At 66.0% G+C, this 15,292-nt stretch carries 13 protein-coding genes, 1 tRNA gene and 1 pseudogene; 5 read left to right on the plus strand and 10 right to left on the minus strand.

The genetic code is table 11. From position 1 onward, the window contains the following. Window position 1: 1 nt before the first annotated feature. The 5 genes from cyoA to U4Z31_RS01460 all read right to left on the minus strand — a co-directional run bounded on the left by cyoA (window position 2) and on the right by U4Z31_RS01460 (window position 6,207). Entirely contained in the window at window positions 2–889 is an 888-nt protein-coding gene (gene cyoA / locus U4Z31_RS01440; protein WP_321809246.1) for a ubiquinol oxidase subunit II, read from the minus strand. 321 nt (window positions 890–1,210) lie between these two features. Continuing rightward, window positions 1,211–2,740 (minus strand): complex I subunit 4 family protein, encoded by a 1,530-nt coding sequence (locus U4Z31_RS01445; RefSeq protein WP_124488279.1) that lies wholly within the window; start codon window positions 2,738–2,740, stop codon window positions 1,211–1,213. Between the two features lie 449 nt (window positions 2,741–3,189). After that, window positions 3,190–4,563: a hypothetical protein gene (locus U4Z31_RS01450; protein ID WP_321809247.1), complete on the minus strand. Its 1,374-nt coding sequence runs from the start codon at window positions 4,561–4,563 to the stop codon at window positions 3,190–3,192. Between the two features lie 185 nt (window positions 4,564–4,748). Further along, a tRNA-Ser gene (locus U4Z31_RS01455) sits at window positions 4,749–4,842 on the minus strand. Window positions 4,843–4,953: 111 nt separating this feature from the next. After that, the gene (locus tag U4Z31_RS01460) at window positions 4,954–6,207 is read right to left on the minus strand and encodes an aspartate kinase (protein WP_040144529.1); all 1,254 of its coding nucleotides are present in this window, start codon (window positions 6,205–6,207) and stop codon (window positions 4,954–4,956) included. Between U4Z31_RS01460 and U4Z31_RS37120 the strand changes: the two are divergent. After that, window positions 6,190–6,427, plus strand: a pseudogene (locus U4Z31_RS37120) (hypothetical protein); the annotation flags it as partial. The gene U4Z31_RS01460 and the pseudogene U4Z31_RS37120 overlap by 18 nt on opposite strands. 122 nt (window positions 6,428–6,549) lie before the next feature. Here the strand turns inward: U4Z31_RS37120 and tilS are convergent. The 4 genes from tilS to cysS form a co-directional block, all read right to left on the minus strand. After that, the gene (gene tilS, locus U4Z31_RS01465) at window positions 6,550–7,956 is read right to left on the minus strand and encodes a tRNA lysidine(34) synthetase TilS (protein ID WP_321809248.1); all 1,407 of its coding nucleotides are present in this window, start codon (window positions 7,954–7,956) and stop codon (window positions 6,550–6,552) included. A 43-nt stretch (window positions 7,957–7,999) separates the two neighbouring features. Further along, a complete protein-coding gene (locus U4Z31_RS01470; protein ID WP_006478433.1) occupies window positions 8,000–8,971 on the minus strand; it encodes an acetyl-CoA carboxylase carboxyltransferase subunit alpha in 972 nt (323 codons plus the stop codon). Between the two features lie 99 nt (window positions 8,972–9,070). Continuing rightward, entirely contained in the window at window positions 9,071–9,940 is an 870-nt protein-coding gene (locus tag U4Z31_RS01475) for a DNA-3-methyladenine glycosylase (protein WP_321809249.1), read from the minus strand. A 43-nt stretch (window positions 9,941–9,983) separates the two neighbouring features. Further along, window positions 9,984–11,381: a cysteine--tRNA ligase gene (gene cysS, locus U4Z31_RS01480; RefSeq protein WP_044847975.1), complete on the minus strand. Its 1,398-nt coding sequence runs from the start codon at window positions 11,379–11,381 to the stop codon at window positions 9,984–9,986. Between the two features lie 234 nt (window positions 11,382–11,615). On the opposite strand from cysS, the gene U4Z31_RS01485 reads away from it, so the two are divergent. The 4 genes from U4Z31_RS01485 (at window position 11,616) to U4Z31_RS01500 (ending at window position 14,359) form a co-directional block, all read left to right on the plus strand. Beyond that, a complete protein-coding gene (locus U4Z31_RS01485) occupies window positions 11,616–12,338 on the plus strand; it encodes a tetratricopeptide repeat protein (protein WP_321809250.1) in 723 nt (240 codons plus the stop codon). A 39-nt stretch (window positions 12,339–12,377) separates the two neighbouring features. Continuing rightward, complete coding sequence (locus U4Z31_RS01490; protein ID WP_012364186.1) at window positions 12,378–12,953, plus strand: peptidylprolyl isomerase; 576 nt, start codon at window positions 12,378–12,380, stop codon at window positions 12,951–12,953. A gap of 88 nt (window positions 12,954–13,041) precedes the next feature. Beyond that, on the plus strand, window positions 13,042–13,533 hold the full coding sequence (locus tag U4Z31_RS01495; RefSeq protein ID WP_006483987.1) for a peptidylprolyl isomerase: 492 nt from the start codon (window positions 13,042–13,044) through the stop codon (window positions 13,531–13,533). Between the two features lie 25 nt (window positions 13,534–13,558). Next, a complete protein-coding gene (locus U4Z31_RS01500) occupies window positions 13,559–14,359 on the plus strand; it encodes a UDP-2,3-diacylglucosamine diphosphatase (protein ID WP_044847977.1) in 801 nt (266 codons plus the stop codon). A gap of 48 nt (window positions 14,360–14,407) precedes the next feature. On the opposite strand, the gene cysE is transcribed toward U4Z31_RS01500, so the two are convergent. Next, window positions 14,408–15,181, minus strand: coding sequence for a serine O-acetyltransferase (cysE, locus tag U4Z31_RS01505; protein ID WP_044847978.1), 774 nt, complete (start codon window positions 15,179–15,181; stop codon window positions 14,408–14,410). Window positions 15,182–15,292: the final 111 nt, after the last annotated feature.

Below are 15,292 nucleotides of genomic sequence, written 5' to 3' on the forward strand. Positions count from 1 at the left end.
GTTACCCCTTCGTGCCGCAGGCGGCGTCCTTCAGATCGAGGACGTGGCCATCGTTGTATTTCGCGATGATGTTGTGGAAGAGCCGCGGATCCACCGACGAGAAGTAGCGCACGGGCGCCTTCTCGCTCGGCTGCGCGACGGTGCCGTACACGGTCGCGTCGAGCCGGTCGGGCGACGCCTTGACCTTCTGCACCCATGCGTCGAACTGTTCGCGCGGCTCGGCGAGCGTGCGGAACTTCATGTCGGAGAAGCCGCGGCCGCTGAAGTTGGCGGACGTGCCCGCGTAGTCGCCGGCTTCATCGGCGATCAGGTGCAGGCGCGTCTGCATGCCGGCCATCGCGTAGACCTGGCCGCCGAGCTGCGGAATGAAGAACGAGTTCATCACCGAATCCGACGTGATGCGGAAATTCACCGGCGTGCCGACCGGAATCGCGAGCTGGTTCACCGACGCGATGCCGAGTTCCGGATAGATGAACAGCCACTTCCAGTCGAGCGCGACGACCTCGACGTCGATCGGCTTCACCGACGACTCGAGCGGCTTGTACGGATCGAGCTCGTGCGTGGTTTTCCACGTGAGCACGCCGAGGAACAGGATGATCAGCGTCGGCACCGTCCAGATCACGACCTCGATCGCGGTCGAGTGCGACCAGTTCGGCGCATAGGCGGCGTTGCGGTTCGATGCGCGGTAACGCCACGCGAACCACAGCGTGAGCAGGATCACCGGCACGACGACGATCAGCATCGCCCATGTCGAGGTCGCGATCAGCGCCTTTTCGGCGGCCCCGACGCTTCCTTTCGGATTTAGTACATCTAAATTACAGCCTGACAGACTCAGCGCCACGCCGATCGATATCAGCGCCGTCCAGCCTTTTGAAGCTCTTCTTTTCATCACACAGCCCGAGGGTCATTGAATCCGTTGCGTTTGCCCGATGCGCATTCGATCCACGAAAGTGGCCGAATCATACGTCGCGCGGGCGCGGCGAAAAACCGGTGGGTGCGACAAATCATCATTGCAAAATCCGCAGTGAGACAGATTGTCGCGGGGCAATTTCACGCAGCCGGGAGGCGGCCGCGGGCCTCACGCCGAGGGCCTTGAGACGGCCGAAATCGGCGGAAGCCGCGGGCTCGTGTCCGCCCTGCCCCGATGAATGCGCGCGCAACGATGTCCGCATCGGCACGCGATGCGGACATCGTGCGCGGCGTCACGCGCTCAGCCGTGCGCCGCGGCCATGTACGCCGGCTGCGCCGGTGCGCCGCCATCGCCGGCCGGCAGCTTCGAACGGCTCGCTTCCTCGATCAGCCGTGCGACGGTCGGATCGATCGCGTCGGTGAACGGCTTCGGATCGACGCCCACCATCAGCACGATCAGCGCGAGCGACGCGAACATCACGATCTCGCGGCGGCTCAGGTCGGCGAGCTTCGCGATACGCGGACCCGCGATCTTGCCGAACACGACGCGCTTGACCATCCACAGCGTGTACGACGCGCTGAGGATCAGTGTGAGCGCCGCGATCGCGCCGATCCAGAAGTTGACGCGGATCGCGCCCATGATGACCATGAACTCGCCGACGAAACCCGACGTGCCCGGCAGGCCGACGTTGGCCATCGCGAACAGCAGCGCGAACGTCGCGAAGCGCGGCATCACGCCCGCCACGCCGCCGTACGCGGCGATCTCGCGCTGCTTCGTGCGATCGACCAGCACGCTCACGCACAGCAGCATCGCGCCCGCGACGAAGCCGTACGACACGAGCTGCACGATCGCGCCTTCGACGCCGATCTGGTTGAACAGGAACAGCCCGAGCGTGACGATCCCCATGTGCGCGACCGTCGAATACGCGAGCAGCTTGCCGAGATCGGTCTGCGCCAGCGCGATCAGGCTCGCGTAGACGATCGCGAACAGCGACAGCGCGATCACGGCCGGCGCGAAGAAGTGGCTCGCGTCCGGCGTGATCGGCAGCGCGAAGCGCAGGAAGCCGTAGCCGCCGAGCTTGAGCATCGCGAGCATCAGCGCGGCACCCGTCGGGCCGTCGGTGTAGACGTCGCGCAGCCACGTATGAACCGGCCACATCGGCACCTTGACCGCGAACGCGGCGAAGAAGCCGAGGAACACCAGCAGCTGCGGCGCGAAGCCGAGCTGCAGCGTGCGCCATGCGTTCATGTCGAACGTATGCGACTTCGCATACAGGTACAGCATCGCCATCAGCAGCAGCAGCGAACCCGCGAACGAGATGAAGAAGAACTTCACGGCCGCGTAGACGCGATGCTCCCTGCCCCACGTGCCGATCAGCAGGTACAGCGGAATCAGCGTCGCCTCGAAGAAGATGAAGAACAGCAGCCCGTCCTGCGCGACGAACACGCCGACCATCAGCCCCGACAGGATCAGGAACGACGCGTAGTACTGCGCGACCCGCACCGTCACCGCTTCCCACGACGCGATCACGACGACGAGCGTCGTGAAGGCGGTCAGCACGACAAGCCACAGCGACGCGCCGTCGATCCCGACGCGCCAGCCGGCGTTGAAGGCCGCCAGCCAGTTGCGGGTTTCGGCGAACTGCATCGCGGCCGAGTGCGAATCGAAACCGGTGACGAGCGGCACGACAGCGGCCAGCCCCGCGAGTGCGCCGACCAGCGCGATCAGTCTCGTGCGATGCGGATGACGGTCGGAACCGGCGCGCAGCAGGCACGCGCCGAACAGGATCGGAACCCAGATCGCCAGGCTCAGAAAGGGGAAATCATGCATGTCAACAGGCCTTGAGAGGGTCGCGCGCTGCATCGGAAACAGGCGTGACGAAGGAAACGAAATCAAATCGACAGATAGATTTCGTGGACCGCCAATGTTGGCAAAATGTAAAGCGGAATCAGGGCAAAGCTTGACGCCGCTCAAGCGCAATCGGGTTAACCAGCATAAGGCGAATGATTATTTTTTGCATCGCAGCAGAGGAGCTTTTCACGACGCCCGGATAGATCGCTGATTTTTATGCGTAATTTTTCGTATTGTGATGCGACGCCGATCGCACGAATCGGTGCGATGCCGCATTTTTGGGCGGAAGACCGATTCTTCGGGGCGCAAGCGTGGAATGCGGGGAAGGATGAATGAGAGCGATTCAATCCTTACACGGATACTTTCATTTTTATTTCACCGGCCGCCGATCGCCGCGATCCGGAACACGGAAATCGCCGCGCATTCCGTCAGCGTTGATGGCTCAGCCTGTCCCATACGCGCATCGTCACCGCGCGATAGTGATTGTGTTGCGCGGGGAAATGGACGAAGCGGCTGTCGCGCGTCGCATAGACCGGCGATGACGCGAGCGACATCGCATCGACGATGTAGCGCGCGTCGATCATGCCCGCCTCCAGCAGTTCGACATAGATCGCCTGCTGGTCGCCGCCGCTCGCATAGACCGACGACCGATCGCCGATGCGCTCGATGCGCACGCATATGCGTTCGACCAGTTCGCGCATCGGCGCGACGTTGCGCACGCCGATCATGCACGAGTTGATCGCCCAGGCCGTGTGGTCGGTGCCGATCACGAAATCGCGGCCGTCGATCACGCCGTCGACCGTCTGGCGCTGGTCGATCGCGAGGATATCGGCGTCGACCCAGAACACGAACGCGTGATCCGGCAGATGTTCGCGAATCAGGTGCAGCTTCGCCCAGTTCGCATCGACGCCGGCCGGCAGGAACGTGGGCGGTTCGCGATACGCGTGGTACGCATAGCCGTGTCGCGTACAGTAGCGAACGAAGTTCTCTTCGTGAAGATCGCCGTAACCGGCGATGTGCGACGTGTGCAGGCTCACGAACGCAATGCTTGCGTGCGGGTTCAGGTGTCGCGCCGGCTCGCGCGGGCGTTGCTGCGCGGTGCGCCAGTCGTCCATCGCGCGCGGCTGCTCGCCCCGCTGGACACGCGCCGCGTCGTCGACGAGCGCGAGCACGTAGCGAAAGTCGTAGTCGGGCGTCGGCGCCCATACGCCATCGATCTGCTGCCATTCGGGCGCCTGGTGCGCCACGAGCGGATGCGCGCCGACGACCGCGTCGATCGCAAGCCCGTCGCGCCATACCGTCTGGGCCGACGCGAAATGGCCGGTCGCGAGCGGCTGATCGAACGGCAGCGGCGGGAAGTGCTCGGCAAGCAGCGTCGCCTCGCATGCGTGTTGCCGCTCGGGCAGGCGCATCGCCCACTTGCCCAGTTCGACCACCAGCTTGCGCAAGCGCTCGCGCACGTCGGGCACGTTGCGAAAGATCATGCCGCTCGCGGCGGGCAGTGGCGACTTCGAGGTCTGCGTCGTGACGATCGCGTCATAACCGTCCGCGACAGCCGGCAACGCATGCTGGCCGAACACGACCGAGAACGGATCGAGCACGAGCAGCAACGCGCCCTGCTCCATCGCGACGAGCTGCGCGATGATCGCGTGGTACTTGTGCAGCACCTGCTGGCGCTCGCCGTACACGTGCGTGCCGTCGACGATCGCGTGCCGGTAGCCGCGGGCTCGCGCGTAACGTTCGTGATTGTCGACGAGCCCGTCGACGGGACGGTGCGAAAGGATGGTCAGTACGGAATGCATGCGTGCCGGAACTCCCGATTGAGCCGCGCGAGGCGATACGCCTATTTAGCGCATGAGCGCCGCCCGAGTCGAGCATTGATTGGCTGTCCGGACGAAGCGTGGCGCCGGGCGGTGCGTGCGGAAACGACGCCGGAAAAGAAAAAGCCCCGCAAGTCCGAGAACTTGCGGGGCTTTGTCACCGCTTTTGGCGGAGACGGAGGGATTCGAACCCTCGATCCAGGTTTTGGCCCAGATGCTCCCTTAGCAGGGGAGTGCCTTCGACCTCTCGGCCACGTCTCCCAAACTTTCGCTCGCACCAGGGAGGCAGTGCGACGAGAACGAGATAATATAGGGTTTCGAACCGTGCGTCAATTTCCGTGATGCATTTTCTTCAATGCATCACGAAAAAATTCACGCGGCCTGGTCGAGTTCGAATGCCTTGTGCAGCGCGCGGACGGCCAGCTCCATGTATTTCTCGTCGATCAGCACCGAAATCTTGATTTCGGACGTCGAGATCATCTGGATGTTGATGCCCTCTTCCGACAGCGTGCGGAACATCTTGCTCGCGACGCCCACGTGCGAACGCATGCCGACGCCGACGACCGACACCTTCGACACCTTCGGGTCGCCCTGCACGCGCTCGGCGCTCACATGGCCCTGCACCTGGTTGGTGAGGATGTCCATCGCCTTCTGGTAGTCGCCGCGGCCGACCGTGAACGTGAAGTCCGTCTTCCCTTCGACGCTCTGGTTCTGGATGATCATGTCGACGTCGACGTTCGCGTCGGCGACCGGGCCGAGGATCTGATACGCGATGCCCGGCTTGTCGGGCACGCCCATCACCGCAATGCGTGCTTCGTCGCGCTGGAACGCGATGCCGGAAATGACTGCCTTTTCCATGGTCTCGTCTTCTTCAAAAGTAATCAGGGTGCCCGAGCGCATTTCTTCGTCGAGCGCAATCAGCGGATCGGTCAGGCTCGACAGCACGCGCGTCTTCACCTGGTATTTGCCGGCGAATTCGACCGAGCGGATCTGCAGGACCTTCGAGCCGAGGCTGGCCATTTCCAGCATTTCCTCGAACGTCACGCGATCGAGGCGTCGCGCCTCTTCGACCACGCGCGGGTCGGTCGTGTAGACGCCGTCGACGTCCGTATAGATCAGGCACTCTTCGGCATCCAGCGCGGCCGCGACCGCCACCGCCGACGTGTCCGAGCCGCCGCGGCCCAGCGTCGTGATGTGGCCGTCCGGATCGACGCCCTGGAAGCCCGTGATGATCACGACCTTGCCGGCGTTCAGATCGGCCTTCACGCGCTCGTCGTCGATCGAGTGAATGCGCGCCTTCGTGAACGCGCTGTCCGTCTTGATCGGCACTTGCCAGCCGGCATAGCTCACGGCCTCGACGCCGATTTCCTGCAGCGCGATCGACAGCAGGCCGACGCTGACCTGCTCGCCGGTCGACGCGATCATGTCGAGCTCACGCGGGCTCGGCTGGCTCGAAATCTCTTTCGCGAGACCGAGCAGACGGTTGGTTTCGCCGGACATCGCGGACGGCACGACCACCATCTGGTGCCCGGCCTGATGCCATTTTGCGACGCGTTTCGCGACGTTCTTGATGCGCTCGACCGAGCCCATCGAAGTGCCGCCGTATTTGTGTACGATGAGTGCCATTGTCGTTCTGAACTGGAGGAGAAGCCGCACGGGCGCGCTGGGCAGGCCGCGTTGCCGTTCGGTCACGCGGCTTGTGGCTGTGGACGGACGACGAGGGGGACGGCTGGGACGCAACACGCAAGCGTGACGGATTTTGCCCGGAAGGCCGATCAGGCCGCGCAAACCGGGTACGTCACGCGGAAAACCTGCACAAATCGCTCAAAAATCGAGCCGAGCAAACGACCGAGCGTACCCGATAGAGGCCCGCTTGACAAGCCGCTCGCCGGTTCGGCAAGCGTTCCGGCGCTGTTTACCAAATGGTGAAAACCGGCGCGCGATCGCGCGGCGGCAAGCGTGCCGCCGCTATGCGATCAGCAGGTCGGGACGCCACTCGATCCGGCGCCATCCGCCGTCGCCAGATAGCCCGTCGCCGTGGTTCACGCCGAGCCGCGGCACGTAGACGAGCCGGTCGCCCGCAAACAACAGCGGCACGTCGCGCTGCCAGGCCGGCACACCGCGCTCCTGGAACAGGTTCTTCAGCGTGCGGCCCGGGCCGCCGGGCGACGTACGCAGCCGCTCCCCGCCCGCGCGGGCGCGCGCGGCGAGCGTCGCGCCGCGCAGCAGCGCCTCCGGCACCGCGCCGTCGCTGCCGGCCTCGGCCGGCGCGAACACGAACGTGCCGCGCCATGCCGGCACACGCCAGACTTCCTGGCCGTCCCACGCGAGCGAGGATTCGGGATGCGGCGTTCCGGTGCCGTCGTCGGCCGGCTCGGCGCTGTCGCCCGCCTCCCAGTACACGGTGTCGCGATAGAGCCGCAGGCACTGCCCCGCGTGATCGACCCGCAGCGCATGCGCGTCGTGCGCGGCGCGCAACTGCCGCATCATGTTCGCCAGCCGCCCCGCCGACGCACCGGGCAGCCCGAGCCGGCGCATCCAGAAACGCAGCAGGTTGGCGCCGCGCGTATCGTCGAACGCGACCAGCGCATCGCGCGACAGCGCGCGGCCGTCGTCGCGCGCGGCGCCGGCGAAATCCAGTTCGGCGAGATCGTCGAGCAGCCGCTGCGCGGCGGCCGCATGCTGGGCCGCGCGGCCCAGCGCATCGCGAAAACCCGGGAAATGCACGGCGAGCGCCGGCAGCACGTCGATGCGCAGCGCATTGCGCGCGTACCGCGTGTCGCCGTTCGATTCGTCGTCGATCCACGTCAGCGCGCGCTGCGCCGCATAACGCTCCAGTTGCGCGCGCAACAATCGCAACAGCGGCCGCACGCGCTCGACGCTTGCGCCGTCAGGCCGATAACGCGGCGCCATCGCGGCCAGGCCCGCGATCCCCGCGCCGCGCAACAGCTGAAGCAGCACGGTCTCCGCCTGGTCGTCCGCATGCTGCGCGACCCAGAGCGCGGCCACGCCGTGGCGCTCGCACATCGCGTCGAGCGCCGCATAGCGGCGCTCGCGCGCGGTCGCCTCGATGCCGAGGCCGCTATCGCGCGGCACATCGACACGCTCCGACTCGAACGCGACGCCAAGTTGCCCGGCCGTCGCCTGCGCATGCGCGACCCATGCGTCGGCGTTCGCGCTCAGGCCGTGGTGCACGTGCAGCGCGACGCAACGCGCGGCGCCCGCCACGCGCACGGCCGCGTCGAGCAGCACCGTCGAGTCGAGGCCGCCGCTGTACGCGATCGCGATGCGCGCATCGGCCGGCATCTCGGCAAGCGCAACGCCGACCGCGTCGAGGACGACGCGGTCGGCGGAGAATTCGGTCGGGGGGATCACGAGCGAGACGCGCGCCGGACGGCGCGCGATGCGAACACGCCGGTCATGCGCCGGGCGTGGTTTCCTTGAACTTGCCGTAGGCCATCAGACGCTCGAAGCGGCGCTCGCGCAGCGCATCGATGCTCATGCCCTGGAACTGGCGCAGCGAATCGGCGAGCGCACGGCGCAGCAGCGCGGCCATGCCCTTCGGATCGCGGTGCGCGCCGCCGAGCGGCTCGTTGATGATCTTGTCGATCAGGCCCAGCGCCTTCAGGCGATGCGCGGTCAGGCCCAGCGCTTCCGCGGCCTCGGGCGCCTTCGCAGCGCTCTTCCACAGGATCGACGCGCAGCCTTCCGGCGAGATCACCGAGTAGGTCGAGAACTGCAGCATCATCACGGTGTCGGCCACCGCGATCGCGAGCGCACCGCCCGAACCGCCCTCGCCGATCACGGTCGTGATGATCGGCGTCTTCAGTTCGGCCATCACGTACAGGTTGCGGCCGATCGCCTCCGACTGGCCGCGCTCTTCCGCGCCGATGCCCGGGTACGCGCCCGGCGTGTCGACGAACGTGAAGATCGGCAGCCCGAATTTCTCGGCGAGACGCATCAGCCGTTCGGCCTTGCGATAGCCTTCCGGACGCGGCATCCCGAAGTTGCGCGCGGCGCGCTCCTTCGTGTCGCGGCCCTTCTGGTGGCCGATCACCATGCACGGATGGCCGCCGAAACGCGCGAGGCCGCCGACGATCGACAGGTCGTCCGCGAACGCGCGGTCGCCATGCAGTTCGTGAAAATCGGTAAACAGCTCCGCAACGTAATCGAGCGTGTACGGACGCTGCGGATGCCGCGCGATCTGCGAGACCTGCCACGGCGACAGGTTCGCGTAGAGGTCCTTCGTCAGTTGCTGGCTTTTCTTCGACAGCCGCTCGATTTCTTCCGAAATATCGACAGCCGAGTCGTCCTGCACGAATCGCAGCTCTTCGATCTTGGCCTCGAGTTCGGCGATCGGCTGTTCGAAATCCAGAAACGTGGTCTTCATGTGTTCGAATCCTTGGGTCTTGCGGCAGCGCGTATTCTACCCGCGCGGGCGACGTGCAAAACCGGCTCTCAACTATTGATGTTTAAAACCCGATAGCCGTCAATCGGCGTCGGCGTCCGGTGCGTCGAGGCTGCGCCACATGTACCAGGTCGCGACGGTACGCCACGGCTCCCAGTTGGCGGCCACTTCACGCGCCTCGCTGCGCGTAACGGGCTCCCCGCTGAAGTAATTGACGCTGATCGCGCGGATCAGGCCCGGATCGTCGAGCGGCAGCACGTCCGGCCGCGACAGGTTGAAGATCAGGAACATCTCGGCCGTCCAGCGACTGATGCCGCGGATCTGCGTGAGTTCCGCGATCACGTCCTCGTCGTCCATCGACGTCCATTTGTCGACGTGCAGCGCGCCCGACACGAAGTGTTGCGCGAGATCGAGAATATATTCCGTCTTGCGCTTCGACAGCCCGCACGCGATCAGCTTGTCCGCGCCGAGCCGGATGACCGGCTGCGGTGCGAGTTTCGGACACGCATCCTCGATGCGCGCCCACAGCGCCTGCGCGGACGGCACCGAGATCTGCTGGCCGACGACCGAACGCGCGAGCGTGACGAACGGGTCGCCGCGCTTCACGAGATGCGCGGGGCCGAATTTCGGGATCAGCTTCTTCAGGATGCGGTCGCGCTTGACGAGATCGGCGCTCGCTTTATCCCAGTACGCGGGACGCACGACGCCATCGGCGCCGTCGACTGCCGCATCGGCTGCCCGCATCTTGCGGGCCGCGTCGGCGGCCGCCATCGCGACCTCCGGCTGCGCCGCGTCCACGCCCTTCGCGCGCGCGGGCTTTACATGACCGTTGAGCGCGCCGTTCGGCACGGCGCGCGTCGCGTCCGCCTTCGCCGCTGGCGCGCGCTTGGCTGCCGGACGCGCGGCGAGCGGAGTCGCACGCCTGACCGGCGCTTTTCTGGCCGTTGCCATCCTGCCTCCTACCTGACGGATCGGTCAGTGGAACGCATCGCGCTCATACGCGACGCCATTCGGTCGATCCGCCCGGTTTGTCTTCAAGTGCGATACCGGCGTCGAGCAGTTCCGCCCGAATCCGGTCCGCTTCGGCATAGTCCTTCGCTTGCTTCGCCGCGACACGCGCGGCGATCTTCGCTTCGATTTCGTCGGCTGCGAGCCCGCCCGCCTGCGCGGCACCGGTGCCCTGCTGCAGGAACGCGCGCGGTTCGCGGCCGAGCAGGCCCAGGAGGCCCGCCAGTTGTTTCAGTTGCCGCGCGAGCGATGCATCGCGCGTGCGATTGACTTCACCCGCCAGTTCGAACAGCGTCGCCACCGCGACCGGCGTGTTGATGTCGTCGTTCATCGCGGCCGCGAAACGCTGCGCGTGCGGCTCGTTCCAGTCGAGCGCGAGCGTGTCGGGCTCGACATCCTTCAGCGCCGTGTACAGGCGCGTGAGCGACGCGCGCGCGTCGTCGAGATGCACGTCGCTGTAGTTGAGCGGCGACCGGTAGTGCGTGCGCACGATGAAGAAGCGCATGACCTCGGCGTCGTACCGCTCGAGCACTTCGCGGATCGTGAAGAAGTTGCCGAGCGATTTCGACATCTTCTCGTTGTCGACCTGCACGAAGCCGTTGTGCATCCAGTAGTTGACGAACGTCTGGCCGGTCGCGCCCTCGCTCTGCGCGATCTCGTTCTCGTGGTGCGGGAATTGCAGATCCTGCCCGCCGCCGTGGATGTCGAAATGCTCGCCGAGCAGCGTGCAGCCCATCGCCGAGCACTCGATGTGCCAGCCCGGCCGGCCCATCCCGTACTTCGATGCCCATGACGCACCGTCGGGCTCGTCCTCCTTCGCGCGCTTCCACAGCACGAAGTCGAGCGGATCCTGCTTCGCATCGTTTGCGGCAACGCGTTCGCCCGCGCGGAGGTCGTCGAGCGACTTGCCCGACAGCTTCCCGTAGTTCGCGAACTTGCGCACCGAATAGTTGACGTCGCCGTCGCTCGCCTGGTACGCGTAGCCGTTCGCCTCGAGCTTCTCGATCATCCCGAGCATCTGCGGAATGAACTGCGTCGCGCGCGGCTCGATGTCCGGACGCTGGATGCCGAGCGCCGCCTCATCCTCGTGCATCGCGCCGATGAACCGGTCGGTCAGCGACTTGATCGTCTCGCCGTTCTCGACCGCGCGGCGGATGATCTTGTCCTCGATGTCGGTGATGTTGCGCACGTACGTGACCCGGTAGCCGATCGCACGCAGCCAGCGCTGGACGAGGTCGAACACGACCAGCATGCGCGCGTGGCCCACGTGACAATAGTCGTAGACGGTAATCCCGCATACGTACATCCGCACTTCGCCTGACTGGCGCGGCACGAAAACTTGCTTGTCACGCGCGAGCGTGTTGTAGATGCGCAGTGATTCCATAGAGATGAACCGTGAGCCGAAGGAAACCGCCCTGGCGAAGCTCGCCCAGCATGCGAAACGGACGGACCACCTGCTGCGGCTCGCCGCCGCGCGTCCTCGTTATCACATGGGGCGGTCAGGCTGCAAGCACAGCGGTGACGGCCACGAGAGGCAAAGAAAGACTGTCTGCCGCTCGCCGGAACGCGCAGACGTTTTGTTAGAATGGCTCGGAGTATAACATTCCGATTTACGCCTATGAAACCTCATCGCGGCCGCGCGCCGAGCGCTGCGACCCTCGTTGCGACCGCCGTCATGGGCGTCGCACTGACGCTGTTCGCGGCCCCCGCGGCGCATGCGCAGAAGGCCCCGGCCACCGCCGACGGCACGCCCGAAATCGACGCGTCGATCTCCGGCAAGCAATGGAAACAGGCGCTCGCGCAACTCGACGCGCGCATCGCGGCGAATCCGCACGACGTGCAGGCGCAGTTCAAGCGCGGCACCGTGCTCGCCCGCCTGAACCGCGACGACGACGCGATCCAGCAGTTCGTCGCGATCACGCAGGCCTACCCCGAACTGCCCGAACCGTACAACAACCTCGCGGCGCTCTACGCGAAGCACGGCCGCTACGACGAAGCGCGCAGCGCGCTCGTCACCGCGACGCAATCGAACCCGAGCTACTCGCTCGCATACGAGAACCTCGGCGACCTCTATCTGCGCCTCGCGGCCGAATCGTACAAGCGCGCGCAATCGCTCGGCCGCACGAGCGGCGCGACCGCACAGCGCCTCGCCGACCTGCAGAAGATCGTGTCGCCGCCGAAGCCGGCAGCCAACGCGCGCGGCGTCACGCCGGCCACGCGCGCATACACCGATCGCGCCGCCGCAAACGTGAGCACCACCACGCTGCCGATGTCGCCGACGTTCCAGTTCAACGGTCCGTCCGGTGCGCTGGCAGCGCCGTACGTCGCGCCGTCGCAGTAAGCGGCGCAACCTTCCCTCCCTCCCAACCTGAGGATCGCAATGAAACGTCTGTTGCTGGCGCTTGGCGGCGCCGCCCTTCTCGCGACCGCGCCCGCGTTCGCGCAATCGGCCACCGCGCACCCCGTCGTGCAGCTGAAGACCTCCCAGGGCGACATCCGTGTCGAGCTCTACCCGGAGAAGGCGCCGAAGACGGTCGCCAACTTCCTCGACTACGTGAAGGCCGGCCAGTACAACGGCACGATCTTCCATCGCGTGATCAAGGGCTTCATGATCCAGGGCGGCGGCTACAAGACCAACTTCGAGGAGAAGCCGACCCGCGCGCCGATCCCGCTGGAAAGCCGCAATGGTCTGAAGAACCTGACGGGCACGATCGCGATGGCGCGTACCAGCGATCCGAACTCGGCCACCGCGCAGTTCTTCATCAACACGGTCGACAACAGCGGCCTCGACTACCCGAACCCGGACGGCAACGGCTATGCGGTGTTCGGCAAGGTCGTGTCGGGCCTCGACGTCGTGAAGAAGATCGAAGGCGTGGCGACGACCTCGCGCGGCCCGATGCAGGACGTGCCGGCCCAGCCGGTCCTGATCGAATCGGCCAGCATCGTTTCGAAATAAGCACCTGCCGGCACGTCCGGCGCCACACGCGGCCGCGTCGCACGACCGGCCGCGTGCCATTTAAACCGCCTCACCGAAGGAATTCATCATGGTTGAACTGCACACGAACCACGGCGTGATCAAGCTCGAGCTGGACGCCGCGAAGGCACCGAAGACGGTCGAGAACTTCCTCAACTACGTGAAGAAGGGCCACTATGACGGCACGGTGTTCCACCGTGTGATCAACGGCTTCATGATTCAAGGCGGCGGCTTCGAGCCGGGCCTGAAGCAGAAGCCGACCGACGCGCCGATCGACAACGAAGCGAACAACGGCCTGAAGAACGACAACTACACGATCGCGATGGCGCGCACGAACGATCCGCACTCGGCGACCGCCCAGTTCTTCATCAACGTGAACGACAACGATTTCCTGAACCACTCGTCGCCGACGCCGCAGGGCTGGGGTTACGCCGTGTTCGGCAAGGTTGTCGAAGGCCAGGACGTGGTCGACAAGATCAAGGGCGTCAAGACGGGCAACGCGGGCTTCCACCAGGACGTCCCGACCGACGACGTCGTGATCGAAAAGGCCGTGGTGGTCTGACCACAGCCGTTACGGAGGCACTTCGATGTTGCAGGAGAGTCCGCCGCGAAGCGTCTCCGCGGGCGTGCCGGGCGAGCGCGAATACGCGCAAGCCGCACGCCCGTTCCTGTTTCTTTCCGATCTGCACCTGAGCGAGGCGATTCCGAAGACGGTCGCCGCGTTCGAGCATTTCGTGAAATACACGGCCGACAGCGCCGACTCGGTGTTCATCCTCGGCGACCTGTTCGAATACTGGATCGGCGACGACGTGCTCGACCACGATCCGTTCGCGGCACGCATGGCCGCGCTGATGCATACGTTCTCGGAGCGCGGGATCGCGCTCTACGTGATGCACGGCAACCGCGATTTCCTGCTCGGCCGGCGCTTCATGAAGGCGGCCGGCGCGATGCTGCTGCGCGACCCGGCGCTGATCACGTCGTTCGGCCAGCGCATCGTGCTCACCCACGGCGACGCGCAATGCACGGCCGATCGCGGCTATCAGATATTTCGGCGGTTTGCCCGCAATGGCGTCGCGCAGGCGCTGTTTCTCGCGTGGCCGTTCCGCTGGCGCCGCGCGCTCGCGCAACGGATGCGCTCGAACAGCGAAGCGGGCCGGATGCGCCCCGCTTCGGCGATCTACGATGTCACGCGTGAAGGCATCGCCGCGCTGTTCCGGAAGAGCCGTGCGAGCGTGATCATTCACGGCCACACGCATCGCCCCGCGCGCCACCTCGAACCGGGCGGGATTCGCTGGGTACTGCCCGACTGGGATCTCGACCACGGCATGCCGCGCGGCGGCTATCTGCGCGTCGACGCCGAAGGCATCCACGCGATGCCGCTCGACTGACGCGAGCGACACGACCGCAGCTGCCGGCCGCCGCCGGCATGCGCCGCGTTACGCCTGGCGCTCGACCGCCTTGCCTTCCAGCACCGCCGACAGCCTGCGCAGATCGAGACGCGCCGCGTCCGCGCCCTGCAGCGTTTCCAGATGCGTGCCGAGTTGCTCGAGCGCCGCGACGATCTCGTCGACGCGCCGGCTTTCCTTCGCCGCGTGGTCGATCAGGCCGTGAATCGCGAGCGACATCGGGTCGTCCGCGTTCGGCGTGATCCCGTACGCGCAGAACGCGGCGCGCTCGGGCTGCGGCTTCGGTTGCGCCGGCATCACGATGCGCGCCGGATTGCCGACCGCGGTGCCGCCTGCCGGCACCGGCTTCACGACGACCGCGTTCGAACCGATCTTCGCGCCCGCGCCGACGGTGAAACCGCCGAGCACCTTCGCGCCCGCACCGACGATCACGCCGGCCTCGAGCGTCGGATGGCGCTTCGCGCCGCGCGTGAGCGACGTGCCACCGAGCGTCACGCCCTGATAGATCGTGCAGTCGTCGCCGACGATCGCGGTTTCGCCGATCACGACACCCATTCCGTGATCGATGAACACGCGCCGGCCGATCGTCGCGCCCGGGTGGATCTCGATACCCGTCAGGAAGCGCCCGGCCTGCGACGCGAAGCGTGCGAGCCAGTAGCGCTTCGCGCGCCAGCACGCATGCGCGAAGCGATGCAGCACGAGCGCGTGCAGCCCCGGATAACAGGTCAGCACTTCCCAGGCACTGCGAGCGGCGGGATCCCGCTCGCGAATCGTCGCAACGTCTTCGCGCAGTCTGGTGAACATGATCGGGTCTGGGCTGGGGAAAAGGCCGGCACGCCCGCCGGCAACGGCCGGTCGTTATCGCGCCGGGTAATTTGCTTATGATGTTCGGCGATTGTAGGGCCACTCGCCCGC

Source organism: Burkholderia sp. BCC1985 (genome assembly GCF_905339915.1).
Classification (GTDB): domain Bacteria; phylum Pseudomonadota; class Gammaproteobacteria; order Burkholderiales; family Burkholderiaceae; genus Burkholderia.